The 24747-nt window shown below is 43.9% G+C and carries 23 protein-coding genes; 12 read left to right on the forward strand and 11 right to left on the reverse strand.

Annotated features, from left to right (window positions below):
• Window positions 1-80: 80 nt before the first annotated feature.
• Window positions 81-1637 (reverse strand): helicase HerA-like domain-containing protein, encoded by a 1557-nt coding sequence (locus tag FBF61_RS21035; RefSeq protein ID WP_138481003.1) that lies wholly within the window; start codon window positions 1635-1637, stop codon window positions 81-83.
• 218 nt (window positions 1638-1855) lie between these two features.
• On the opposite strand from FBF61_RS21035, the gene FBF61_RS21040 reads away from it, so the two are divergent.
• The 5 genes from FBF61_RS21040 (at window position 1856) to FBF61_RS21060 (ending at window position 7290) form a co-directional block, all read left to right on the forward strand.
• Complete coding sequence (locus FBF61_RS21040; RefSeq protein WP_138481005.1) at window positions 1856-2872, forward strand: alpha-E domain-containing protein; 1017 nt, start codon at window positions 1856-1858, stop codon at window positions 2870-2872.
• Window positions 2873-2924: 52 nt separating this feature from the next.
• Window positions 2925-3659, forward strand: coding sequence for a proteasome-type protease (locus FBF61_RS21045; protein WP_138481007.1), 735 nt, complete (start codon window positions 2925-2927; stop codon window positions 3657-3659).
• On the forward strand, window positions 3656-4501 hold the full coding sequence (locus tag FBF61_RS21050) for a transglutaminase family protein (RefSeq protein WP_138481009.1): 846 nt from the start codon (window positions 3656-3658) through the stop codon (window positions 4499-4501). Before FBF61_RS21045 ends, FBF61_RS21050 begins: the two co-directional genes overlap by 4 nt.
• A 106-nt stretch (window positions 4502-4607) precedes the next feature.
• Window positions 4608-6011: a phosphoglucosamine mutase gene (gene glmM / locus FBF61_RS21055; protein ID WP_138481011.1), complete on the forward strand. Its 1404-nt coding sequence runs from the start codon at window positions 4608-4610 to the stop codon at window positions 6009-6011.
• A gap of 130 nt (window positions 6012-6141) precedes the next feature.
• A complete protein-coding gene (locus FBF61_RS21060) occupies window positions 6142-7290 on the forward strand; it encodes a cysteine desulfurase family protein (protein ID WP_138481013.1) in 1149 nt (382 codons plus the stop codon).
• A 20-nt stretch (window positions 7291-7310) separates the two neighbouring features.
• Here FBF61_RS21060 and hemH read toward each other — a convergent pair whose 3' ends face one another.
• From hemH to FBF61_RS21090, 7 genes are all read right to left on the reverse strand, one after another.
• Complete coding sequence (gene hemH / locus FBF61_RS21065; protein WP_138481015.1) at window positions 7311-8381, reverse strand: ferrochelatase; 1071 nt, start codon at window positions 8379-8381, stop codon at window positions 7311-7313.
• A gap of 87 nt (window positions 8382-8468) precedes the next feature.
• Complete coding sequence (locus tag FBF61_RS21070) at window positions 8469-9416, reverse strand: N-acetylornithine carbamoyltransferase (protein WP_138481017.1); 948 nt, start codon at window positions 9414-9416, stop codon at window positions 8469-8471.
• A 72-nt stretch (window positions 9417-9488) separates the two neighbouring features.
• Window positions 9489-10622 carry an aspartate aminotransferase family protein gene (locus FBF61_RS21075; RefSeq protein WP_138481019.1) on the reverse strand — a complete coding sequence of 378 codons (1134 nt, stop codon included), beginning with the start codon at window positions 10620-10622 and terminating at the stop codon, window positions 9489-9491.
• Window positions 10623-10693: 71 nt separating this feature from the next.
• Entirely contained in the window at window positions 10694-10870 is a 177-nt protein-coding gene (locus tag FBF61_RS34680) for a hypothetical protein (protein WP_166444577.1), read from the reverse strand.
• Window positions 10871-10917: 47 nt separating this feature from the next.
• Window positions 10918-11901, reverse strand: a complete 984-nt coding sequence (gene argC / locus FBF61_RS21080) for an N-acetyl-gamma-glutamyl-phosphate reductase (protein ID WP_138481021.1) — start codon at window positions 11899-11901, stop codon at window positions 10918-10920.
• The gene (gene argG, locus FBF61_RS21085) at window positions 11898-13106 is read right to left on the reverse strand and encodes an argininosuccinate synthase (RefSeq protein WP_138481023.1); all 1209 of its coding nucleotides are present in this window, start codon (window positions 13104-13106) and stop codon (window positions 11898-11900) included. Before argG ends, argC begins: the two co-directional genes overlap by 4 nt.
• A 136-nt stretch (window positions 13107-13242) precedes the next feature.
• On the reverse strand, window positions 13243-13947 hold the full coding sequence (locus tag FBF61_RS21090) for a GNAT family N-acetyltransferase (protein ID WP_138481026.1): 705 nt from the start codon (window positions 13945-13947) through the stop codon (window positions 13243-13245).
• A 389-nt stretch (window positions 13948-14336) separates the two neighbouring features.
• On the opposite strand from FBF61_RS21090, the gene aat reads away from it, so the two are divergent.
• The 5 genes from aat (at window position 14337) to FBF61_RS21115 (ending at window position 19367) form a co-directional block, all read left to right on the forward strand.
• Window positions 14337-14954, forward strand: a complete 618-nt coding sequence (gene aat / locus FBF61_RS21095; protein ID WP_138481028.1) for a leucyl/phenylalanyl-tRNA--protein transferase — start codon at window positions 14337-14339, stop codon at window positions 14952-14954.
• A gap of 67 nt (window positions 14955-15021) precedes the next feature.
• The gene (gene proB / locus FBF61_RS21100) at window positions 15022-16092 is read left to right on the forward strand and encodes a glutamate 5-kinase (RefSeq protein WP_229215158.1); all 1071 of its coding nucleotides are present in this window, start codon (window positions 15022-15024) and stop codon (window positions 16090-16092) included.
• A complete protein-coding gene (locus tag FBF61_RS21105; protein ID WP_138481030.1) occupies window positions 16092-17342 on the forward strand; it encodes a glutamate-5-semialdehyde dehydrogenase in 1251 nt (416 codons plus the stop codon). Before proB ends, FBF61_RS21105 begins: the two co-directional genes overlap by 1 nt.
• A gap of 65 nt (window positions 17343-17407) precedes the next feature.
• Complete coding sequence (locus FBF61_RS21110) at window positions 17408-18484, forward strand: M20 family metallo-hydrolase (RefSeq protein ID WP_229215159.1); 1077 nt, start codon at window positions 17408-17410, stop codon at window positions 18482-18484.
• 97 nt (window positions 18485-18581) lie between these two features.
• Window positions 18582-19367, forward strand: a complete 786-nt coding sequence (locus tag FBF61_RS21115) for an enoyl-CoA hydratase/isomerase family protein (RefSeq protein ID WP_229215160.1) — start codon at window positions 18582-18584, stop codon at window positions 19365-19367.
• Between the two features lie 38 nt (window positions 19368-19405).
• On the opposite strand, the gene FBF61_RS21120 is transcribed toward FBF61_RS21115, so the two are convergent.
• The 3 genes from FBF61_RS21120 to FBF61_RS21130 form a co-directional block, all read right to left on the reverse strand.
• Entirely contained in the window at window positions 19406-20968 is a 1563-nt protein-coding gene (locus FBF61_RS21120; protein WP_205748307.1) for an Rne/Rng family ribonuclease, read from the reverse strand.
• Between the two features lie 262 nt (window positions 20969-21230).
• A complete protein-coding gene (locus FBF61_RS21125; RefSeq protein ID WP_138481036.1) occupies window positions 21231-22067 on the reverse strand; it encodes a tetratricopeptide repeat protein in 837 nt (278 codons plus the stop codon).
• A 28-nt stretch (window positions 22068-22095) separates the two neighbouring features.
• Window positions 22096-22401: an HU family DNA-binding protein gene (locus FBF61_RS21130; protein ID WP_138481038.1), complete on the reverse strand. Its 306-nt coding sequence runs from the start codon at window positions 22399-22401 to the stop codon at window positions 22096-22098.
• Window positions 22402-22560: 159 nt separating this feature from the next.
• Here FBF61_RS21130 and mutY point away from each other — a divergent pair, with 159 nt between their 5' ends.
• Entirely contained in the window at window positions 22561-23640 is a 1080-nt protein-coding gene (gene mutY, locus FBF61_RS21135; RefSeq protein WP_138481040.1) for an A/G-specific adenine glycosylase, read from the forward strand.
• A gap of 120 nt (window positions 23641-23760) precedes the next feature.
• A complete protein-coding gene (locus tag FBF61_RS21140) occupies window positions 23761-24618 on the forward strand; it encodes a phytanoyl-CoA dioxygenase family protein (protein ID WP_138481042.1) in 858 nt (285 codons plus the stop codon).
• The last annotated feature ends 129 nt before the right edge of the window (window positions 24619-24747 follow it).

Genomic DNA, 24747 nt, shown 5'->3' on the forward strand with positions numbered 1-24747 from the left:
GTCTTGTCCCTCTGAGAACCAATTGCACCGCTAATTGGCCCTCAGGGTAACATTGCAAATGTTTGACGCAAGGGATGTTTTCAAAACCCAAACAAACCACCGGTCTTCTTCCGGCTGCGGGTGGTGGTCCTGCCAAATAACATTCCGAAAACACCTCTGACGACCTCCCGGCCAATTTGTTTCGCGAGCGGTGATGAAAGTACGTCTGAGATCATACCTCCTTCCTCTTTTGCCTTTTTCATTTCCTCTACTTCCTGCTTTGCCGCCGTTTCTGCGCGTGCACTTTCTTCCATTCGTTTTGTGAGGATTTCGTACGCACTTTCCGGGTCTATCGGGTCTTTGTATTTCATATAAAGATCCGATTGCTGAACATGGTTGTCATAATCGGCCTGTACCATGGGCCCCATAATAGATGTCGGAGGCAATAAATGCGTTGCAGCGACCTCGGTAGGAATACCTTTTTCATTCAGGACGGTAATTAATGCCTGCCCGATCCCCAGTGTCGTCAGTACCTGGTCGATCGCGTAGAAATCCGATCGCGGATAGGTTTTGACGGTTTGTTTCAGGGCATCTGCATCCTGAGGGGTAAAGGCGCGGAGCACGTGCTGCACCCTGTTTCCAAGTTGGGATAGAACAGAAACGGGGACATCCTGTGCCATTTGTGTACAAAAGAAAATGCCCACACCTTTGGATCTGATCAGCCGTACTACCTGCTCGATCTGGTCGAGGAAAGCTTTCGGGGCATCTTTGAACAACAAATGCGCTTCATCGAGGAAAAATACCAGTTTGGGTTTATCCAGGTCGCCAGCCTCCGGTAATTTCTGGTAGAGCTCGGCCAGAAGACTGAGCATGAATGTGGAAAACAAAGCTGGTTTGTCTTGCACATCAGAAATATTGAGCAAACTGATGACACCCTGGCCGTCGACACGGCTGATGAGATCAGTGATATCAAAGGATTTTTCGCCAAAGATGGACCCAACACCCTGCTGTTCCAGTGCGACGATCTTGCGTAATATGGTGCCTGCGGTTGAAGTGGAAATGCTGCCGTAATCGGCTTTGATTTCTGCCGCACCGGGACCTTCCGACAGGTAATTGAGCACTTTTTTCAAGTCGTTCAGATCCACCATCGGCAGCTCTTTATCGTCCGCATACTTGAACAGGATTGCCAGCACGCCTGCCTGGGTATCATTTAATTCAAATATTTTGGAGAGCAGTATCGGGCCGAATTCCAGAATGGTCGCCCGCATCTGCGCACCCTTTTGTCCGCTCAGCGAATAGAGTTCCACCGGAAAACCTTTGGGTTCGAAAACGGTACCGAGTATCTGAGATCGTTCTTCGAGCACGGCATTGGTTTTTCCCGGCTGGGCTATTCCGGAAAGATCTCCCTTGATATCCGACATAAAAACTGGTACTCCCGCGGCGGATAATTGCTCTGCCAAGACCTGTAAAGTCCGCGTCTTTCCTGAACCGGTTGCCCCGGCTACCAGACCGTGGCGGTTCATCATCCGCAAAGGCAGGTTCACTTTCGCGTCGCTTATGATTTCACCGTCTAGTATGCCGGAGCCCAAATGAATGACAGGTTTGTCGGTATGATATGATTTCTGGATAGCCGCAACGAATTGATCTTTTTTTGACACAGAAATACAGGTTATGGTTTGTGAAATGTTAATTTACCAAATTTATATGTTTTGGCAGAAATCCAAGGGAGGTGCCTCTAATTTTCCAAATAAGAATCTTTGGTGATATTATATTACTTTTCGTATATTATTCTAATTGCAAAATTATATTAGGTATTTTGGTATATTCGCTTAATTATTATTCTGAAAAATCATTTCATAGACAATACTTACCCTTTATGCTGAGCAGAGTTGCAAATTCAATTTACTGGATGAATCGTTACATGGAGCGGGTGGAGAATTATGCCCGTTTCGTAGGAGTTAATTTTAATCTGGCATTGGATCTTCCGCCTGACGTGGATGAGCAATGGGAGCCACTTCTGATTGCAACTGCGGATCATTTTTTGTTTTACAAATATTACGAGAAGCCAACAAAGGAAGATGTGATCCATTTCATGACCTTTGATAAACGCAATCCGAATTCTATTATCAGCTGTCTTTACGAAGCAAGGGAAAATGCCCGCACGATCCGTGAAACGATCTCGAAGGAGATGTGGGAGAGTATCAATACCTTTTATCTGTCGATCCGTGGGACTTCTCCTGACAATTTCAGGAATATGGACCACATGCAGTCGTATTTTACAGATATCCGTAAAAGCTGCCAGCTTTTTCATGGGGTTGTGGACGCTTCGATCACGCGAAATGAAGCCTGGCATTTCGGCAGGCTGGGCCGCCATATCGAGCGGGCAGATAAATGCTCGCGTTTTCTGGATGTCAAATATTTTACGCTTTTGCAGGATTCGGGGACGTCGGGTTCCACGCTCGACCTGATGCTGTGGACGGCCGTTCTGAAATCGGTGAGTGCATATAATATGTACCGTCAAACGCACCGGGCGCTTACACCTATGAACATTGTCGCATTTCTGATCCTGGATAAACTATTCCCGAGATCGATCGCATATTGTGTCCGTCAGGCGGAGCTTTCGTTGTATGCTATTGCCGGAACGATACCTGAACGCGGATACAACAACCCCGCTGAGCGCGCGCTGAGCAAGATACGCGCCGAACTGGAGTTTACAGATGTGGAAGATGTATTCAAAATGGGCCTGCACGAATATCTTGATAAGTTTCAGACCAAAAACAATGAGGTCGATAATGCTATTTTCGACATGTATTTTGGCCTTGAAACAGGACAGTCGCAAAGCCAGTCGATGGTACAAACCAGCGGGCAGTTCAAAAGTCAGTGGATGAACTGAGCAAACTTTTTATAAATTAGCGGACTATAAAATAATACAGCGCCGCACAAATATGACATATTGCCTAGGGATAAAAGTAGCAAGCGGCCTTGTGGCCATTGCCGATACCCGTCTTACCTCCGGAACAGAAGTATCAACCAATAAAAAGGTTTCCGTTTACCAATCCAAAAAGCATTCGATTTTCGTCATGACATCAGGGTTGAGGTCGGTGCGTGATAAAGCGATTACTTATTTTAAAGAAGTGCTGGAAGAAAGGGATGCCTCTTTTAATAAGCTGTATAAAGCAGTGAATGCTTTGGGAGAACAAGTCAGACGGGTTGCGGAAGAAGACAGGCAATCGTTAAATGCGGCCGGCTTATCCTTCAATCTGTTTGCTATTGTCGGCGGTCAGCTTGAAAATGATACCGAGCACAAGCTTTTTTTATTGTATCCTGAGGGCAATTGGGTGGAAGTGGGGGACGGGTCGCCTTTCATCATTATCGGAAATTCAGGATATGGCAAACCGCTGCTTTACCGGAGCCTCAGATTCGATTCGTCGATGCAGGATGCGCTGAAAATCGGTTTTCTGTCTTTTGATTCGACGAGGGTCAGCTCCAATGATGTCGATTATCCTATTGATGTGATTATGTATGAAAAAGACTCATTTCAAATCATTGAGCACCGGTTTGAAAAGGATGATCTGGATTATGTAGGCAAACAGTGGAGTGCACTTTTAAGTAATTCGGTTCAAAAACTTCCAATGGAGTGGATGGATCCGGTTTTTAACAAAATTGAAGAAACTTCATGAATCTGAAAGTAAGGCATTCACTGGAATATCAGTACAATTTTCCGGTGGTGCTGGAAAATCATATTTTATATTTATATCCAAGATTTTATCCCCACCAGCGGCTGCTGGACTATACGCTTCTGGTGGATCCGCTGCCGTCCAAGATTGTCAAGAATATTGATGCCGAAAGTAATGTGCAGCACGTTGCTTATTTTTTCAGACAGCCTGTAAGCAGGTTGTTCGTTGAAGCGGTCATTACTATCAGATCAGAACCGGTCAATGTTTTCGATTTTGTCCTGTTTCCGTTCGAATCCTCAAAGATCCCATTTTTGTACGAGAACCGGATATTTAAGTACCTGATCCCTTATCTGGATAAATCGGACGTGACGGTTGCGGTGGAGCAGTTTGCGCGAAATATAGCGGAGCAGGTTCACTGGGAAACTACTCCGTTTCTTGTAGAACTGAGTCAGCGGATCGCCAACAACTTTATTTACCAAAACAGGATATATGGTACGGCATATCCTCCTGACGATACATTACGGGATAAAATGGGCTCCTGCCGGGAATTTACACGGCTTTACATGGCAGCCTGCAGGAGCGTTGGAATTGCTGCAAGATTTGTGAGCGGCTACCTTTATGGAAATCCGATGCAGGCCCATGAATTACATGCCTGGGCAGAAGTTTATCTCCCCGGCGCAGGATGGAGAGGATTCGATCCCACGGAGGGTAAAGTGGTGGAGAACAGGCATATTAGCATGGGTGCTTCTGCGGATTTTGACCAGCTGGCACCTGTTACGGGTTCGTTTCTTGGCTTTACCAATTCTTCCCTGATTACCCGTCTTGACATCACTTCGGTGCAATAATTACAATATGTATGATGTCAAATGTTGGTTTGTCTGAAGAAAAATCCGGCTGGAGAGAGGGAAATTTAGTATTTTTGCAACCAAACAAACAGAGGAATTCTAGATCGTGACGTTAATCAAATCTATCTCGGGAATCAGAGGTATTGTGGGTGGAAAATCGGGTGAGGCGCTAACTCCGGTTGATGTTGTAAAATTTGCGGCGGCATACGGAACATGGCTGAGGCGTAGTAATCCACAGAATTTAAAGGTAATAATTGGCAGAGATGCCCGCCTGTCAGGAGAAATGGTTAGCCGACTGGTGGCCGGAACTTTGCAGGGAGTAGGGCTTCATGTGACGGATTTAGGTCTTTCTACAACGCCAACAGTTGAAATCGCGGTAATCTCTGAGAAAGCTGCTGGTGGTATTATTTTAACAGCCAGCCATAATCCCATTCAGTGGAACGCACTTAAATTACTGAATCACGAAGGCGAGTTCATTTCAGAGGAAGACGGGGCTGAGGTTCTGAGGATTGCTGATCAGGAAGATTTCGTGTTTGTGGACGTTAAGAAAATCGGAAGCTATACTTCTGACGACACTTATCTGCAGAAACATATTGAGCAAGTACTTGCCTTGCCGTTGGTTGATGTCGATGCGATCAAAAATGCCAATTTCAGGATTGTTGTAGATGCAGTAAACTCTACCGGAGGCATCGTTGTTCCAATGCTGCTTGAAGCATTGGGTGTAGCAACGAAGAACATCAAAAAACTAAACTGCGACCCTACCGGAAACTTTGCCCATAATCCTGAACCACTTCCTGAACATTTACGGGAGATCAGCAAAGAGCTGAAAGACGGTGCTTTTAACCTCGGTATTGTAGTGGATCCCGATGTAGACCGGCTGGCATTGATGTGCGAGGACGGAACACCTTTCGGAGAGGAATATACTCTGGTTGCAGTAGCGGATTTTGTATTGAAAAACACTCCCGGCAACACAGTTTCAAACTTGTCATCGACCGCTGCGCTCCGTGATATTACTGTCAAGACTGGCGGTAAATATTTCGCTTCGGCAGTTGGAGAGGTGAATGTCGTTACGATGATGAAAGAGCAAAATGCAATTATCGGCGGCGAAGGAAACGGTGGTGTTATTTATCCGGAAAGCCATTATGGTCGGGATGCGCTGGTAGGAATTGCGCTTTTTCTTACGCATCTGGCGAAGTTTGGTAAAACTGTATCCGTTTTGCGCAGAGCATATCCAAGTTATTATATTTCAAAAAACAAGATTGAGCTTACTCCGGATATCAATGTAGACAATATATTGAGCCGCATACAGGCCAGGTATTCAAAGCAGCCATTAAATACGATCGATGGCGTCAGGATTGAATTTGACCGGGAGTGGGTCCATTTGAGAAAATCAAATACCGAGCCGATCATCAGAATATATTCAGAGTCAGAAACACAGACCACAGCGACCAATCTGGCCAACAAGATAATTTCTGACATAAAAGAGATTATTTCTGAGCCAAAGAAATAATAATATTTGCCGGATTGCCAGTTTGGGGTCTTTGCTTTCACGGAAGTATCGACGAACAAAACTGGCAATTTCTTGTTTATAAGAGGTAACCCTGTAATTGGTTTACATTCCTCACATTTAATGTATTGAAATGAAAGCGTATTTGGATAATGCGGCTACTACCCGCCTGGATCCTGAGGTACTGGAAGTGATGCTGCCGCTCATGACGGAGCAATATGGCAATCCTTCATCCATTCATTCCTATGGCCGCGCTGTACGTTCCGCTATTGAAAGAGCACGTAAAAGTATTGCCGGAATTCTGAATGCTGCTCCCGCGGAAATATTCTTTACTTCGGGAGGAACAGAAGCGGATAATACTGCAATACGTTCGAGCATTGAAACTCTCGGATTAAAGCATGCGATTACGTCGAGAATAGAGCATCATGCGGTGCTGCACACACTCGAACATCTGGAAAAGACGGGCCAGATCCAGCTGAGCTTTGTCGATATCAATGATCAGGGTGAAATCGATCTGGGGCATCTGGAATCACTATTGAACGCGAATCCGCGTTCGCTTGTATCCCTGATGCATGGTAACAATGAAGTAGGGAATCTGCTTGATTTACAGGTTGCAGGGGACTTATGTGAACAGTATAATGCTGTTTTTCATTGTGACACTGTTCAGACTATGGGGCATTACCGACACGACCTGCAACAGTTGAAAACTCAATTCATTGTGGGCGCTGCTCACAAGTTCCACGGCCCGAAGGGAGTAGGGTTTCTGTATGTGCGGCCCGGATTAAAAATCAATCCGTTTGTTCATGGAGGCGCTCAGGAGCGCAACATGCGTGGCGGAACTGAAAATATTTACGGTATTGTAGGTTTGGCCAAAGCACTTGAAATTGCTTATCGTGATATGGATATCCATCGCCGGCATATTGAAGGATTAAAGGTCCGGATGACAGAAAAGCTGCTGGCGAGCATTGAAGGTGTAAAGTTCAACGGAAATTCAGGTCAACTGGATAAAAGCCTTTATACCGTTTTGAGCGTTAGCCTCCCGCCATCGGACATCAGTGATATGCTGCTGTTTAATATGGATATAGCCGGGATAGCGGTTTCGGGTGGAAGTGCCTGTTCAAGCGGAACAGAAATAGGCTCTCATGTATTGAATGAGTTGAAAATAGACCCTGACAGAGCGAACGTCCGGTTTTCATTTGGCAAATACAATACTGAACAAGAAGTAGATTACGCAGTCGAGATTCTTGCAGAACTATATCAGAAAGAGCGCATTGTTATTTAATACAATGCGCTCTTTTTATTTTATGCGTGAGAACTTTTGACGATATCTTCAAGCGTTTCTATCCAGATATCGCTGTCATTGAGGCTTTCTACAAGCTGCCAGTGAATACCTCCTTCTTTTTCGAAAATCTCTTTATACTCTTCACCAACTTCGATTGTCGTTTCGAGGCAGTCCGCTACAAAAGCAGGGGAGAAAGCCAGAACGTTTTTAACGCCTTTTTTGGTCAGTTCCGGGATTACCTCGTCAGTATAGGGTTTGATCCAAGGGCTTTTTCCCAGGCGGGACTGAAAGCACGTGGTATATTTCCCTTCCGGGATTCCCATTCCTTTTACAAACAACCGTGTTGTCTCGAAACACTGGGCACGATAGCAATGTTGGTTCCTATGATCGAGCGTATCGCAGCAGCTTCCAAACTGGCAGAAACTACCGGTAACATCCCCTTTTGTGATCTGCCTTTCCGGCAAACCATGGTAACTGAATACGAAATGGTCATATTCCCTTTCGGCCATGTACTTTTTGCCAAGATTGACAAAACCTTCGACAAATTTCGGATGGTCCAGAAAACGGTTGACAAACCGGATTTCAGGCAGTACTTCCCAATCTTTCACAACCCGCATTACTTCCTTATATACAGATCCCGTTGAAGCGGAAGCATATTGTGGAAAGAAAGGAATAACAATGATTTCGGAGAGACATTCCTGCCGAAGTTTTTTCAATGCACTTTCGATACTTGGGCTTTGGTAGCGCATGGCTAGCTCAACCACATATTTTTCACCCAGAACGTTCTGCAATTTTTCCTGTACCGAGAACCCGTAGATCTTCAGTGGAGAACCTTCAGGCAGCCATAGCTGCTGATATATTTTTGCAGATTTTGGAGCCCTGAAGGGAGCGATAATCAGATTGATAAGCAGCCAGCGATTCAGAAACGGAATGTCGATAACTCTTTCATCCATTAAAAACTGCCTGAGATATTTCCGTACATCCGGTACCGACGGACTGTCAGGAGTACCCAGATTTACAATCAAAACGCCGGTTTTATGGATGGATTTTTCTGTTGATAAAATTGGCTGCGCCAGTGTTTCAGTACTCATTGCAAGCGGTATTTTTATAATTCCGAAAATCTGATATTCATTTATAACTCTCCGGGAAGCTTTAAAAGTTCGCAACCCATGGCAAAGCTACATGCTTATGAGAATTTCTCTCAGTACAGCCTGTGCGGACCATTCCCGGTTTGCAGCTTGCTCAATTACCAGGGACCTCGGGCCGTCCAGCACTTCATCCGCTACTTTCATGTTGCGGCGCAAAGGCAGGCAGTGCATGAATTTACCATTATCGGTCAGGGCCATTTTTGCCTCGGTGATCATCCAGGAAGGGTCGCTAGTGAGTACCTGACCATAATTTTGATACGATGACCAGTTTTTTCCGTATACAAAATCTGCGCCTTCCAGCGCTTTATCCTGATCATAAATTACTTGTCCTTTTCCTACAAATTCCGGTGGCAAGTCGTAGCCTTCGGGATGCGTAATCACCAATTCTACATCCATAGGATTCATCCATTCGCAAAAAGAATTAGCCACTGCCTGGGGCAAAGCCTTGAAATGCGGAAGCCAGGTCAGGACAACTTTTGGTCTTTGTTTTACTTTAAATTCCTCAATTGTAATACAATCAGCCAGGGATTGTAGGGGGTGCCTTGTTGCAGATTCAAGGTTTACAATCGGTACCTCCGAATATTTCTTAAACTGCTGGAAAACAATTTCCGAATAATCCTTCTCACGATCCTGAAGTCCCGCGAAAGAGCGGATACCTATGATGTCGCAATAACGTCCGATCACAGCAGCAGCTTCCTTTACGTGTTCAGCTTTGTCGCCATTCATGATCACACCTTCTTCCATTTCCAGACCCCAGCCATCTTGCCCCACATTCATCATGATCACATTCAGGCCAAGGTTTTGCGCAGCTTTCTGTGTACTCAGCCGCGTTCTCAGACTTGAATTGAAAAAGAGCAGACCGATCGTCTTGTTCTTGCCAAGTTCATGATCCGCAAACGGATTTCGTTTTGAAATGATACCGTTGGTAATGAGATGATTAAGATCCGTTACGTCGTTTATAGAAAGAAAGTTTTTCATCAGTTATGGTTTTCGTGCAGGAATCCCGATGGTCGCTGTCACTTCTTATTTCAATATATATTAAATGATTGGCTATGCGGAAACGGTTACTTCTTTTTTCAATATTGTTAAAAACTGGTCGGCCTCGTCTTTCCCGAGTGCCAGGGAAGGCAGCAACCGGATTGTGTTGGCACCAGCCACACCTGTGAACATCTTATGCTCGAACAAAATCTTGTTACGTAAATCTTTCACCGGGAAATCATATTCGATCCCGATCATCAGCCCACGTCCTCTCAGTTCTTTATAACCGCCTATTTCTTCAATCCCTTTCAAAAGATAATCTCCGATGTTGGCTGCGTTTTCAATCAGGTTTTCGTTCTTCATAATATCCAGAACTGCCACACCGGCAGCGCAGGCAAGGTGATTGCCGCCGAAAGTGGTTCCCAGCAAACCGTAACTTGCTTTGAATTTGGGGGATATCAAAATTCCTCCGATCGGAAAACCGTTACCCATTCCTTTGGCCATCGAAATGATATCAGGATCGATGCCGCTAAACTGGTGCGAGAAGAATTTACCGGTACGTCCGTATCCACACTGTACGCTGTCCAGGATCAGAACAGCGCCCGTTTCGTCACATTTTTTGCGAAGTGTCTGCAAAAATTCGTCGGTACAGACATTGATTCCGCCCACTCCCTGAATTCCCTCGACAATCACGGCGCAAACTTCATCGGTAATGCCTTCTTCCGCAGCCTCCAAGTTGTTGAACGGAAGGAAGGTAACGTGCTTGTTATAGTTTACCGGAGCTACAATGGACGCATTATCTGTGGCAGCAACTGCGCCCGCTGTACGTCCGTGAAATGATTTTGTAAACGAAATAACCTTGGTACGTCCGTTATGAAAAGAGGCGAGTTTCAATGCATTTTCATTGGCTTCTGCCCCGGAATTGCAAAGGAATAGTTTGTAATCAGGGTAACCCGAAAGTGCTCCCAGCTTCTCGGCGAGTTCTTCCTGCAGGGATATTTTTACAGAGTTAGAATAGAAGCTGATCGCATTGAGTTGCCTGGTGAGCATATCCACATAATAGGGATGGCAGTGACCGACGGAAATCACGGCATGCCCGCCGTAAAGATCCAGATATTTAGTACCATTTTGATCCCAGAGGTAACTTCCCTGTGCCTTCACAGGCTCTATATCGTAAATCGGGTAAACGTCAAAAAGATGTGACATAATATTCTTAGAATTAGTATCAGACAAGTTCCAAAGTTTCGATTCTTTGAAAATGGTTTTGATTAATGGTTTTAAACGATATCATCATTGGTCCACGTTGAGACGTTTTTGATGTATTCTTTCCAACCTGCCAGATTCGCTCCATTTTTTCTAGTCTTTTGTTGTAAAAGGAGCATATCCGCAAAAGGCAGCAACCGCCTTCGTCCTGTTTTGCTAAGCTGGTTATATGTCAAAACTAAATCACTCATCGATGGAACGTTAATAGGGCTGGCGGTATATAAAAATAAAAAATAGGTCAGAAAGCCGGCGCTTTTAATCGTAGGCCTGCGTCTTCGGGTAGCCCGAAAATCAGGTTCATGTTCTGGGTTGCCTGGCCGGATGCGCCTTTTGTCAGATTATCGATTGCACTGGTAATCAACAACTGATCGTCGTGCTTTTCCAGATGGATGATGCACTTATTGGTATTCACAACCTGTTTCAGATCAATAGGAGCATCGCTGACATGGGTGAACGGATGAGATTCGTAAAAGCTTTTGTATAGAGCTTTTGCCTCTTCCAATGACCCTTCATATTCAGTATATACATTGGCCATGATGCCACGGGTATAGTCACCGCGATACGGGATAAAATTCACAGCTTTGTCAAAACCATCCTGTAATTTTCCAAGGCTCATTTTGATCTCGGTCAAATGCTGGTGCGTGAAAGCTTTGTAAATCGACATATTATTGTTTCTCCACGTAAAATGCGTAGTCGCGCTGAGTGACTGGCCTGCGCCTGTACTGCCCGTAACCGCACTGACGTGGATGTCATTTTTTATAATACCCGCATTTGCCAAAGGTAAAATTGCCAGCTCTATGCTTGTCGCAAAACATCCCGGATTCGCAATTTTCGTCGCCGTACTGATCTTTTCTTTTTGCAACTCCGGCAAACCGTAAACAAAACCATTCGATTCGTCACGGAAATCGGTACTCAGGTCAATGATTTTAAGTTCGGCAGGTAAAGTATATTCAGTCAGAAACTTTTGCGACTCTCCGTGTCCGGAACAAAGAAAAATGACATTAAGCCCCTCCTGGTTCAATAATTCTTGGATATCATCCCCCGAAAAAACCAAATCGGTGTCACCCAGAAGATCTGTATGCGTTGTATATACAGGTTTTCCGGCCTGACTTTTACTATGTGCAAAAGCTATGCTGGCGTTGGGGTGGTTAATGAGAATTCTCAGTAATTCGCCTCCTGTGTAGCCAGCTGCACCTATTATTCCAATATTTATCTTATTCATTTGTCCTGGTCATTCAGCTCACTCACTTTCTGATAAATCATTACCTGATTGGACGCAACCTTCGAAAATCCACGAACGTCATCTCCGGTCCAGGCATTGTTCATTTCGCCATAGCTGCCAAATACTGAAGACATCAGATCGTAAGGAGATTCAATTCCTTCCACATGAAAACGGTATGGAGCAAGGTAAACATGGACCTTACCAGTCACATGCTTTTGCGTGTCGGCGAGGAAAGTTTCAATGTTACGCATCACAGGTTCTACAAACTGTCCTTTGTGCAAAAGACTGCCGTACCAGTTGGAAAGCTGCTCTTTCCAGTAAAGCTGCTGTTCGCTCAGCACATGTTTTTCCAGCAAATGATGTGCTTTGATGATAATTAACGGCGCAGCGGCTTCAAACCCTACACGCCCTTTGATCCCGATAATGGTGTCACCAACGTGAATATCCCTTCCTATTCCGAAAGGTTGGGCAATTGCTGCCAATTTTTGAATAGCCTGAACGGGGTTTTCGAAAGTTTCTCCTGCAACACCTTTTAGCTCACCTTTTTCGAATTCAAGTGTAATGGTTTCCGGCTCGGTCTTTGAGATTTGTGTCGGCCAGGCGGATTCCGGTAGATATTTCTCGGAAGTAAGCGTTTCTTTTCCGCCGACGGATGTTCCCCAAAGTCCTTTGTTGATGCTGTATGCAGCCTTCGCCCACTCGCGACCGACACCTTTTTTAGTCAGATATTCGATCTCTGCTTCGCGGGAAAGTTTCAGGTCACGGATCGGGGTAATGATTTCAGCTTCCGGAATAATAATACGGAATGCCATATCAAACCGAACCTGGTCGTTACCTGCCCCTGTACTCCCGTGCGCAATGGCGCTGGCTCCGATTTCCTTCGCATATTCAGCTACGGCAACTGCCTGAAAAACACGCTCAGCACTGACAGAAAGAGGGTACGTATTGTTTTTAAGTATGTTACCGAAGATCAGATATTTGATACAATCGTTATAGTAATCTTTTGTTTTAGAGATGGTCGCGTGTTTTTTTACACCCAAAGCATAAGCATTGGTTTCAATAGTTTTAAGTTCCTCGTCAGAAAAACCGCCGGTATCTACCAGAACCGAGTGAACCTCGTAACCTTTGTCCTCGGCTAAATATTTTACACAAAAAGAGGTATCTAATCCTCCACTGAACGCTAATACTACTTTGGGCTGTGACATTCTATTGCTGTATGATTCTTAAATAATGCGGAAAACTTGATTACAAAGTAACAAAAAATACCTCGCTTCGGGCTTATAAAGGCTGCCGGGCGAGGTATTTAAAAGATATATAAAATCTGTAAATGAATGCGGTACGTTAGTGTACAAGCACGGCCCCGGCGTTTTTCTTTTTAGCGCGTTCTTCCCTACGCAACAAAATGCGTTGTTTAATGCGCATCCAACGCTCGTACAAGCTCCATTCTTTCAGAAAATCCCAGGAGTTCTTTTCAACTTCCGTTTTCTTCTTATCGTCCGGATTATACATCATGCCTGTGCAAAGGCAATGTTTTCTGCCAGTCCGGGTCAATACATCGTAGTTCACGCAGCTGGCACATCCTTTCCAGAATGCATCATCTGCCGGAAGCTCGCTGAACGTTACCGGTTCATAACCCAGATCCGAGTTTATTTTCATAACCGGCAGGCTGGTGGTAATACCAATGATCTTGGCATCGGGATATTTTTTCCGGGATAGCTCAAATGCGTTCTGTTTGATAGCCTTCGCCATTCCGCTGTTACGAAAATCCGGATGTACGATGAGGCCGGAATTAGCTACAAATTTTCCATGTTCCCATGTTTCTATGTAACAAAAACCTACCCATTCGCCGGTGTTGGTGGTCGCAATGATTGCTTTGCCTTCCAACATTTTTTCCATTATATATACGGGAGAACGTTTGGCTATACCAGTACCACGCTTTTTCGCGCTCTCTTCCATTTCCGCGCAGATCGTTTCGGCAAAATGGAAATGATTTTCATTGGCAGTCTGAATGATAAACTTACTGCCCACTACTTCGGTATTTTTCATTGATGGCTATGCTGACAAAAATGTTCGAAACAATAATTAATATACCCAGAAAAAAACGATGGGACGTTTTGGTAATTGTAGAAAAATTGGGGGTATAAGAGTTTTACCACGTAGGTAAAATATAATTATGCGGTCCGCGGGGACCTAAATCGGAAAGGCGTAGTATGAAGAACAGTATGTATGCCGTTGTTGTTCATTGACTTGCTAATGCGTCTAAGAGGCTGCAAATTTTGCAAAAAAAAGTATCACTCCAAAGAAACAGAAGATATATTTTTATGGTTCGATTTAAGACAAAGTTTTGTAATTAGTCCTAGAAAAAGGTCCAAAATTTTTTTGCCGGGAGTATTGGTCTCTTCCGGTCAATTTCTAATGTGAACGCCGTGTCTTCAATGTCCGAAATTACTACCGACGACCTGCTATATGGATATATCAATGGCATATTCCCGATGGCCGAAGCGGACGGGACGATATATTGGTACTCCCCGGATCCCAGGGCGGTTATTCCTATCGATACTTATAAACCTTCCGGGTCCTTACGACCTGTTTTGAACAAAAAATATTTTGATATCAGAATAGATCAGGACTTTGAGGCAGTGATGCGGGGATGCGCAGGACCACGGGGGAAGGAGCAGAGCACCTGGATATCGGAGGAGATCATTTCGTCTTATACAGCTTTGCATCATCTTGGGTACGCGCATAGCGTCGAAGCCTATCGCAGCAACAAGCTGGTGGGCGGGCTTTATGGTGTTTCCATCAACGGCGTTTTTTTTGGAGAATCGATGTTTTCGGCTGAGAGTAATGCCTCAAAAGTAGCTTTTCACTACCTCATCCAAATTCTCCGTCTAAACAATTTTATTCTCCTAGACACGCAGTTTATCAATGATAATGTACTCCGGTACGGTGCTATCGAGATATCCCGTAAAAAGTATCTTGAGCAGCTGAAAAAAGCTTTGAAGATGAAATGCCGCTTCGACGGGAATGTGCTCGACGATTTATTGTACGGCTAATTCATATTTGCCAGAGTATATCATTTGAAATATTTAATTTTGACGGAAAATTAATTGCCTGGCATGTATGGATCATCTTCCGGCATGCATTTATTTGAATATCAAAGTGTCGAAACCAATACTAGTTATAAAATTCGGGACAGCTTCCATTACGCTCCCCTCCGGCGAACCTGATGTCAGGATTATTTCGGAAATAGCGCGGCAAGTCTCGGAAATACATGCCCACTATCGGATTATTATAGTTTCTTCGGGAGCCGTTGGCGCAGGGAAAGCCTATATTCAGGATTATAAAGGGTCTATGACGCAGAGGAAAGCCGCTGCTTCGGTGGGAAATCCGTTGCTCGTGGGCCTGTATGCGAGTTACTTTGCTCCCAATAAAATCTACATTGCCCAGAGTCTTTGTGAAAGGCAGCATTTTGCCAATAGGAGTAAGTTCCTGCAACTGAAGGAAACCTTTGAGGAACTTTGGCAAAACAATATTATTCCCATTGTTAATGAAAATGACGTAGTAAGCGACCGCGAGCTGAAATTTTCGGACAATGATGAACTGGCAACTTTGCTTGCTGTGGGGTTTGGCGCTGAGTGTCTGATGTTTTGTACCTCCGTAGGCGGATTACTGGATGAACATGGCAAGATCATCAGGAACGTATCCAACGTTAATGAGGTTTTTAAGTTTGTAAAGACCGATAAATCTTTTTTGGGATTGGGGGGCATGGCTTCGAAGCTTACCTTTGCCAAACTCGCTGCCCGCATGGCGATCAGGGTTGTTATTTTTGGGATGAATCAGGAAAATGAGTTGTTGCAGGCATTGAAAGGAAATGCAGGGACTTTGATCCAGCCCGGGAAAAGTACATTATCTTCCCGAAACCGCTGGCTTGGTAGTGGTGGACTGGTTTCAGGCAGGTTGCAAATAGATGAAGGCGCATCCAAAGCTTTGCTCAGGCGAAAAAGTCTTTTGGCGGTAGGGGTGACTGAGGTTACCGGTGAATTTGAATCCGGAGAGATCATTGAAATATATTCACCTGATGAAGAAATGATCGCTGTGGCCCGGGCAAGGGAAACATCCTCATCTATCCGGCAAAACCTGAAAACATTGAATTTTGAAGTGGCGCATGCCAACGATATAGTATTACTGTAATGAAATCTATCTTACCTCTATTAAAAGAAACGCGCGACGCATCTGCGGCTGTCAGGCGGTTGTCGGACAAGCAACGCGCTGACCTTCTTATTTTGCTTTCTGATAAAATACTGGCGAACGTTGAGAACATCGTCGCTGAGAACCAGAAAGACCTTGAATTAATGGATGATGCCGACCCTAAAAAGGATCGGTTGCTTCTGAATGAAAAAAGGATTTTGGATCTTGCTGACAGTCTTCGCGATGTTGCGTCGTTGCCCGACCCTACCAAGGATGTTTTGTCAGAAAAAACAATAGAACAAGGATTATCGCTTCAGAAAATTGCAGTACCGCTTGGGGTAGTCGGAGTCATTTACGAATCGAGGCCAAATGTTACCATTGATGTGGCGTCGCTTTGCCTTCGCTCGGCTAACGCCTGTGTACTCAAAGGCGGAAAAGAAGCTCATTATTCCAACACTTATCTCGTCGGACTGATCCACGAAGCATTGGCTGAATTTGGCCTGCCGAGCGGAGCGGTTACTTTGCTGCCTACCGGCCGGGAATTTGTCGGAGAGTTGCTCACGGCCACGCAATTTGTTGATATTATTATCCCGAGAGGTTCGGAAGGACTGATCAAATTTGTCCGTGAGAATTCGCTTGTGCCAACCATCGAGACGGGAGCAGGGGTGTGCCACACTTATATAGAGCGGTCCGGGGATCTGGATAAAGGAGCGGAAATTGTAGTTAATGCTAAGGTGTCTAAGCCTTCTGCCTGCAATGCATTGGATACTGTATTAGTCGATAGAAGTATAGCCGATGCATTCTTGCCAAAACTGAAAGAAGGTTTTGTGAAATGGAATGTTGAGGTTTTTGCCGATGATGCTTCATTTAAGATACTACAAAAAGCCGGTTATCCATATCTGCAACATGCTGAGCCCGAGGATTTCGGGAAGGAATTTCTTGACTATAAATGTTCTGTGAAAGTGGTGGATGGATTTGACGACGCGCTCGAAAATATCAAGACCTATTCATCACGGCACTCGGAAGCCATTGTTTCGTCCGACAATGAACTGATCGAAACATTCCTGAAAGAAGTGGATGCAGCTGCCGTTTATGCCAATGCATCAACACGTTTCACTGACGGTGGAGTGTTTGCTTTGGGCGCTGAAATCGGGATTTCAACACAGAAACTGCACGCCCGCGGACCTTTTGCCCTGGAAAAACTGGTGACTGAAAAATGGGTGGTAAGGGGTGACGGCCAAGTAAGGTGGTAACTATGAACCACTGACTTTTCCATATCTTTGCGCAAAGAAATTATGTTCACAGTTGCCCTATTGTTTTGGAAAACGTCAAAATACTATCTTACGAAGCGATTGAGCTTTTAAAAAAACTAGTCGAAACCCCTTCATTCAGTAAAGAAGAAGACACTACTGCCCGAATCATTTCTGATTTTTTTGAGGGAAAGAATATTCCGCTTCAACGAAAAAAGAATAATATATGGGCTTATAATCTTCACTTTGATGCGTCGAAACCAACTGTGTTACTGAATTCCCATCATGATACAGTAAAACCCAATAAATCCTGGACTCTGGATCCCTTTAAAGCCCTGATTGAGGATGGTAAGCTCTACGGGTTGGGAAGCAATGATGCCGGCGGTTGCCTCGTATCACTAATTGTTACTTTTTGCCATTTCTATGAGCGGGATGATCTAAGTTATAATCTGGTGATAGCAGCTACGGCTGAGGAAGAAATATCCGGAAAGGAAGGACTTGAAATCGTCGTTCCGGAATTGCCGGAAATTTCTTTCGCAATAGTTGGCGAGCCGACCGAAATGCACCTCGCGGTTGCAGAAAAGGGTCTGCTGGTTTTGGATTGTGCTGCAAAGGGAAAATCCGGACATGCTGCGCGGGAGGAAGGCGATAACGCAATCTACAAGGCATTAAAAGATATCAACTGGATTTCCAGCTACCAGTTCCCGAAAGTTTCTCCCACTTTGGGGCCGGTAAAAATGTCCGTGACAATTATTAACTCCGGTACTCAGCATAACGTGGTTCCTGATTTATGCACATTCACAATAGATGTGCGCGCTACCGATCAGTATACGCTCGAAGAAATTATAGAAGAAATTCAGGCGAATATTCAGTCGGAAGTTACTGCGCGTTCGATCCGGCTGAGGCCTTCAAGTATTCCTATGGAACATCCGATCGTCCAGGCTGGGTTGAAACTGGGGCGTAATGCTTATGGTTCACCCACCACTTCTGACCAGGCATTGCTGGACTGCCATTCGCTGAAAATGGGGCCAGGGCATTCGGGAAGATCGCACAGTGCAGATGAGTTTATCTATTTGGAAGAAATAGAAAAGGGTATCGCTCAGTATATATTAATGCTTGAAGACGTTATTGGTAACAAGGGTTGATTTTGCGAAATCAATCGTCTGTATCATCGCTGCAAGCCGCTAAATGGCAATAATCATGAGGTTCTACACTGAGGACGACGTTCAGACTTTTAATTCCGTGCGGTTTTTGTATTTAAAAACGTCTTTTAAAGATTATGTTTTCCGAATTACATTGAACCGCCCGGAAAAACGGAACGCTTTTACCCCGGCAATGGTAGAAGAGATAATTTATGCATTAGCCTTCGCTCATTATAATCGACAAGTTCGTTGCGTGATAATCGCCGGAGAAGGGCCGGTTTTTTGTGCCGGTGCTGATTTAAATGCCTTTCATGATATTTCAAATGATCTTCCTAACAATACCTTACCAAAAATTCGGGAAGAGGCGGTTTTAGGAGATGCTTTTGCTGAATTACATAAACCGTCAGTTGCACAAGTGGAGGGGCCGGTTCTGGCAGGAGGTTTTCTGATTATTTGCGGCTGTACCTTCGTTGTAAGTACTTCCGAGGCAACATATAGTCTTCCAGAGGTGAAAAGGGGAATTTGGCCTATGCAGGTCATGGCATCGTTGCTTTCTGTCGTCCATGCGAGAAAAGCACTTGAAATGGCGATTACAGCGAAGGTTTACAATTCAGATGAAGCTCATCAGTCTGGCCTCGTAACTGAGATCGTAGGGAAAGGAGAAATCATGAATAGGGTTGATGATCTTGCGAAAACAATTTGTCAAAATGCACCATTCGCGATCCAGGCGGGAATGAGGGTTTATCAGGAACTTCCTTTAATACCTGAAAATAGAAAACATTCCTATCTGAAAGACCAACTTGCCATTATTCTTCAAACTGAGGACGCGAAAGAAGGGATAGCCGCTTTCAAAGAAAGAAGAAACCCATACTGGCAGGGTAAATAACAAATAAGAAAAATAAATTAAAGTAAGGTGATTAGTTCCTAGTTGCCAGGGACAATTTCAATTTCCTCACCGTACCTGTTATGGAATTTGAAATCAACAACGCCTAGTGAAGTGTCCTTGATCAATTTTACCCAGGTTTTGTAATGGAAAAGCCATTTGACCTGTTCAGAAATAATTCCTTTGGTAAAATAAGAATGCAGGAACGGATGGAGCGAAATGGTAATTCCGCGTTCATTTTGTTTAGTAAGAATGTAATCCAGATTATTCGAGATCACATCAGAGACCAAAATACTGGCCTGAATGGTACCCGTACCTCCGCAAGTAGGGCAGGTTTCGCGGGTCACAATGTTCATTTCAGGTCTTACACGCTGGCGTGTGATCTGCAATAAACCAAATTTTGAAAGTGGCAGGACGGTATACTTGGATCTGTCACCTTTCATTTCATCGCGCATGATATCAAAAAGCGTACGTTTGTTTTCCGCTTTTTTCATGTCGATGAAGTCAACCACAATAATTCCCCCCATATCACGAAGACGTAATTGACGGGCAATTTCTTTGGCAGCTTCAAGATTCACACTCAATGCTGTGGCTTCCTGATCTTCCTCAGAATTAGATTTATTTCCGCTGTTGACATCAATAACATGCAATGCCTCGGTATGCTCGATGATCAGATATCCGCCGTTTGGAAGGCTTACCGAGCGTCCGAATAGCGACTTGATCTGTTTTTCCAATCCAAATTGCTCGAAAAGCTTGTTCTTTCCATTGTGCAATTTGAGAATGTTTTCCTTGTCAGGCGCAATGTTATGGATGTACGCTTTGATATCGTCATAAACCTCCTTTGAATCAACAGTAATGCTGTCAAAGGACTCATTCAGCATATCCCGAATAATTGAGGAGGCCCGGTTCATTTCACCGATAACCCTGTCACGGGGTTTGGCGTCGCGAAGCGTTTTGATACCATTTTCCCATTTGTCAAGGCAATCCTGTAAATCCTTATTCAGTTCATCTACATCCTTGCCCGTTGCCACAGTGCGTATAATTACACCGAAGTTGGCAGGTTTGATAGAAGACATCAGACGCTGCAGGCGGTTTCTTTCCTGCTTGTCGGTGATTTTTTTAGAAAGGTTTACAGAATTGGAAAACGGAACTAATACGATGTATCTGCCTGCAATGGAAATATCGCAAGACAAACGAGGACCCTTTGTTGAAATAGGTTCTTTAACAATCTGTACAAGTATCGGTTGATTTTTTGAAAGTACCTTATCAATTTTCCCAAGCTTTTCGATCTCAGGCTCCATCTTGAAATTATTCAATTTCCCGGAGTTCCCGCGCTTGGAAATAACGTCTTTAGTCAGTTTGTTAAGAGAATTGATATTAGGCCCTAAATCGAGATAGTGCAGAAAAGCATCTTTTTCAAAACCGACATCTACAAATGCAGCATTGAGTCCAGCCACCAATTTCCTGACAGTACCAAGGTAAATATCACCAACGGTAAAGCTTTGATCCGGTGTTTCGACGTGGTACTCTAAAAGACGTTTATCCTGCAAAAGGGCTATACGTTCTCCCTTTTGAGTAGAATTGATTAGTAATTCGTTACTCAATGTTCAACCAACTTAATGGCTATATAATGTTGATAATTAACCGCCCGCTTTTCCAAGATTAAAAGGGGTATTACATGCGTAGGTAAGAAGGCATGACCGGATTTATCAGTTAAATCCGGTCATGAATATATTATTATTTCTTCTTATGTCTGTTTTTTCTAAGTCGTTTCTTTCTCTTGTGAGTTGAAATCTTATGTCTTTTTCTTTTTTTTCCGCAAGGCATAAATATATGTCGTTTATAAATAGATAATGGTTTTCTTTATCAGTTGTTCAGGCGGCCTTCCAGCTCACCGATAGCTTGCTGGATCACAGGATCTTTTTCCTCGTTTTTAACCTCCGCAAGAACTTTACGGGCTTCTTCTTTATTTCCCAACTCCACAAGTGTCAATCCCAGGTAAAATTTCGCCTTAGTATTGGCCGGATTGTTGGTAAGAATTTGTTTGAACCTGTCCGCTGCTTTTGAATATTGATTAGACCTCATAGACAGTATGCCTAAATTGAACAATGCCAGTTCATTCGTAGGATCTGTGTCTATAACCTCCCGTAGCATCAAAATCCCCTGCATAGGGTTCTCTGTATTGACATACGTCATCGCCATGTTGGCCTTGGCAGCCAGTAAGCCAGGGTTCTGGTCAATTGCTTTCTGGTAATATTCCCGTGTTTTAGTTCCGAGATTTTTCGCTTTTTGATCATCGATTGCAAATCCGTATGCTTCGTAGTAACGATCGCCTGTTCTTACCAGATTTTCAATAGAAGGGGACAAGAGAGTGGACTTTTCAGCGTAAAAAGCGGCGCTATCAAATTTTTGAAATTCGGCAAACTTGTCGGATAACTTAAATCCAGCCGCTACCTTTTCCTTTTCACCCGCCTGAATAAAGCCACTTCTTAGCTGGTCAACCACTTTCTGTTGCTCAGGAGATAAAGTGGCTCCATCATGCGACTGGGGAGAATTTTCAGGAGCTGCCGCTGCTGCGGCAGGCTGAGTATTCTCTTTGTCCATTTCTTTTGCTTTCGTATTCACTACCACTTTCGGAAGACTGAATAGCGTTCCAACAAGAGCAATAGCTAATACGCAAGAAAGGATAATAGACTTTTTCATACTGTTATGACCAAACCTTTACAGGAAATTACTTTTCAGCGACAGCTTTCAATTTGTCACTTTCTTTCACTTGCTCTACAAATACTTTTGCAGGTTTAAAACTCGGTACAAAGTGCTCGTCAATAATCATTGAAGTTCCCTTCGAAATATTACGGGCTACTTTACGCGCACGCTTTTTATTGATGAAACTACCGAAGCCTCTTACATAAAGGTTCTCACCATCAGAAAGTGAGTCCTTTACCACGGTGAAAAACGATTCTAGCGTTTGCTGAACATCGCCCTTGTCCACGCCTGTTTTCTCAGAAATCTGTGCGATTATGTCTGCCTTAGTCACTTTGATTGTTTACTTTAAGTGGATATTATTTCATTTATTTACTTACTCCTCTAAATTTTGGGAACACAAAGGTACGCTAATTTTACCTTAATTTAAAAGGATGGCATTTTCATTTTTTTTCTAATTGGTTAAAAAACAGCGTACATAAGTAAAAACAATATGCTACCCGATCATTTACAGGTAATTGATTTTAATAAAAAACTTAAATCGTGGTATCTCGAAAACCACCGTCCGTTGCCCTGGCGGAAGACGAGCGACCCATATAAAATCTGGCTGTCGGAAATTATTCTGCAACAGACACGTGTGGCTCAGGGAACTCCTTATTATGAAAAGTTTCTGATTAATTATCCGACTGTTTTTGATCTTGCCAAGGCAGACGAAAAGGACGTGTTGAGACTCTGGCAAGGATTGGGGTATTACTCGCGTGCGCGGAACATGCATTATACTGCCCGGCAAATCGTAGATGAATTCGAAGGCAGATTTCCGGAAACTGCGGACAAGCTATCCAAGCTCAAAGGGCTGGGCAATTACACGGCAGCAGCTATTGCTTCTTTCGCTTTTGGAGAGGCAGTGGCGGCGATTGACGGAAATGTATATCGTGTGATGTCGCGCCTTTTCGGGATTCAGTCGGACATGCTAAGTAATGAGGGGAAAAAGGAGTTTGCTGCGTTGGCAAAAGAGCTCGTTTCGCACGAGGACCCGGCTACGTACAACCAGGCAATGATTGAGTTCGGGGCTATTCAATGCGTACCTGTTTCGCCCGACTGCGAGGTTTGTCCTTTCACATATATGTGTTACGCGTATGCGTTTAATTTGCAGAGCAAGTTTCCCGTTAAGGTAAAAAAACTAACTGTCAGGCAGCGCCATCTGAATTACTTTATTATTCAAAAAGGAGATATGCTGGCTATGCAGGAGAGAAAGGGCCGGGATATATGGAAGGGCTTATATGATTTTTATATGATCGAGTCCAAAGAATCCGAGGTGTTGCCAGATGTATTCATTGATGACGATTTGGTTGGCCGGTTATTTACTGCCGGACAGGTCCGGGAAGTACCTAAGTCTTATCTACATCTGCTCACGCACCAAAGATTGAACGTCCGGTTCTGGTGGGTAAAGATTTTTGAGAATAAGGAATTTGAATTGCCGCCTACGCTTGCCTTTTACACCAAAGAGGAGGTTGAAATTTTGCCCAAACCTATTTTAATAGATACCGTACTCAAAGAGGAAAATTATCTGTGATCATGCGGTTTGAAATCAATTTTACGGAGGTTTAAATTTTGTTTAAAACTTTGTCAACAGAACGTTGAATTGTATTTTAACTAATATATTTTTGTATTTAACATGTAAAATTGATCCATTATGGCAGGTTTTAATTTAAGTGCAACTCAGGTAGAATCATATGACCGCGACGGATATCTGGTGGTTAAAGGGCTTTTTTCGAAGGAGGAAACGGACAAGCTGTATCATACCGCTGTTGAAAATTCAGTCATGCAGAAAAATGCGATGGATCTGAACGATCAGTCGGGTAAAAAGACGAAGCTGTCACTTTGGTTTACACCGGCTAATGACGTTTTCGGTTATCTTATCCGAAGCGAACGAATGGTCAACTCGGTTTGGCAGTTACTGGGTCAGGATAGTCAGGTTTGCCATTTTCACACCAAATTAATGCAAAAGGAACCTAAGGTGGGGGGAGCCTGGGAGTGGCATCAGGATTATGGATACTGGTACAAAAATCAATTTATTTTTCCAGATCAGTTGATGAGCGTAATGATTGCATTGACGTCAGCCAATAAAGAAAACGGTTGTCTGCAGGTCATTAAAGGTTCTCATAAAATGGGAAGGGTTAATCACGGTTTTGCCGGAGAGCAGGTTGGTGCGGATATGGAAATGGTAAATCATGCGTTGAAAACAATGGAATTGGTTTATTGCGAAATTGAGCCCGGGGATGCGCTATTTTTCCATAGTAACCTTTTGCACCGATCCGAGGCTAATTTGTCTGACCATCCGAGATGGTCGCTGATTTCTTGCTATAATTCCCAATCGAATATTGCGTACAGTGAGACGTCTACATCCTGGCGAGTACCGGTGTCAACCGTTCCCGACCATGCTTTAATGGAATGGGAAGCTTTGTCTTTTGGAGATGCCGATTTTCTGAAAAAGGAAAACGATCCCGCTTTGAAAACCACGGGATGGGAGCAGGAAGTTAAGACTAGTTAGGATATTTTGTCACATATGGTCAGGTTTGGTCATTGATAGTCAAGAATTGTTACAATTGAACATACATAACAATTCATGACCACACATGACTGCAATGACTATATATGACCTCCAGTATCATTTAAATAT

This window comes from Dyadobacter bucti (genome assembly GCF_005869225.1).
Classification (GTDB): domain Bacteria; phylum Bacteroidota; class Bacteroidia; order Cytophagales; family Spirosomataceae; genus Dyadobacter; species Dyadobacter bucti.